Origin of the sequence: Corynebacterium sp. HMSC074A01 (genome assembly GCF_001831515.1) — a bacterium.
Taxonomy (GTDB): Bacteria; Actinomycetota; Actinomycetes; order Mycobacteriales; family Mycobacteriaceae; genus Corynebacterium.
On sequence record NZ_KV825593.1, the window covers coordinates 1 to 1,514 of the forward strand.

At 56.5% G+C, this 1,514-nt stretch carries 2 protein-coding genes; one reads left to right on the forward strand and one right to left on the reverse strand.

Annotated features, from left to right (window positions below):
• On the forward strand, positions 1-1,006 hold a 1,006-nt coding region (locus HMPREF2550_RS00030), incomplete at its 5' end, for a SulP family inorganic anion transporter (RefSeq protein ID WP_141760470.1).
• A gap of 169 nt (positions 1,007-1,175) precedes the next feature.
• Here the strand turns inward: HMPREF2550_RS00030 and HMPREF2550_RS00035 are convergent.
• On the reverse strand, positions 1,176-1,514 hold a 339-nt coding region (locus HMPREF2550_RS00035), incomplete at its 5' end, for a hypothetical protein (protein ID WP_070788904.1).

The following is a 1,514-nucleotide window of genomic DNA, read 5'->3' on the forward strand; positions in this document are numbered from 1 at the left end:
CCCCAAGCTCACCAGTGTGATCCCCGCCCCGCTGGTCACGATTATCGTGCTCACCGGTTTGGTCATTGCCGCCGGTTTGACTGTCCCGACGGTCTCGGACATGGGCAAGATGCCGGAGACCTTACCGTCCCTGTTTATTCCGAACGTGCCGTGGACGTTGGAGACCCTGCAGATCATCGCGCCTTATGCCCTGGCCATGGCCGTGGTCGGTCTCATGGAATCGTTGATGACCGCCAAGCTCGTCGATGACATCACCGACACTCATTCCGATAAAACTCGTGAATCCTGGGGACAGGGGGTGGCTAATATTGCCTCCGGTTTCTTCGGCGGCATGGGTGGCTGCGCGATGATCGGTCAAACCATGATCAACGTCCGCGAATCCGGGGCACGTACCCGCCTATCCACCCTGTTAGCCGGTGTGTTCCTGCTGGTCCTGGTCCTGGCACTGGGCGACATCGTTGGCATGATCCCGATGGCTGCGCTGGTGGCAATCATGATCATGGTCTCGGTCGGCACCATCGACTGGCACTCGGTGCATCCACGCACCCTTAAACTCATGCCGGTCTCTGAGACCATTGTTATGGCCGTGACGATTATTGCCACCCTAGCCACCAGCAACCTGGCCATTGGTGTGGTGTTGGGTGTGGTCACCGCGATGATCATGTTCGCCCGTCGGATGGCACATATCGCTTCCATTGAAAAGGTCTCCGAGATCGACGGCGACGGCGATGGAGAGATTGATACTCGTACCTACCGGGTGCATGGCCAGTTGTTTTGGGCATCAAGCAATGACCTGGTTTATCGCTTTGATTACACCGATTCTGCCCGTCATATCACTATTGATCTCACTGAGGCGGAGATCTGGGATGCCTCCACGGTCGCGACCTTGGACGCGATTACGCAGAAGTTCCAGGACAGAGGCAAAACCGTGTCCATTATCGGGCTCGACGGTCCCAGTCAGGACCGGCTGAACCGCCTGTCTGGCCGGCTTGGCACCGGCCACTAACATCCCCCGACTCGAGCACATCGACTTGGCGCCCCAACTTATAACCGGGGCGCCAGTTTATTGGTGCTGTTGCAAAGTTGGGGCATAGGAAGAGCATAAAAGAAGCGTAGCGGTTAACCGCTACGCTGTGTTGTGGGGATTTTTACTTTTTACGGTGCACGTGTTCTAGTTAGTGGTTCGTTTCTTTCCTCGGGTGATTGCGACGGTATTCCTCGACTAAGTGAGCAATACCCGGCGCAGCCTGGGACAACATCCAGGTCATAAGCGCTATAAGAACCCCTATGACGATAAGTGTTAACGCCAACCAGCCCAGTGTTGGGCCGATGCCGTTGGCCTCCTGGACGTGACCCCACAAGGCAGACACGCCGTCGGGTATGCCGAGCATACTTAGCAGCCCGTTCCCCAAGGCTCCGACAGCAACGAGTGCGATAGCAACGAAGAGAACACTGGCTGCAATCCACGAGGCAGACATGCAGGCCTTAATAAAGTTCGTGTTCGACTTTTCCAT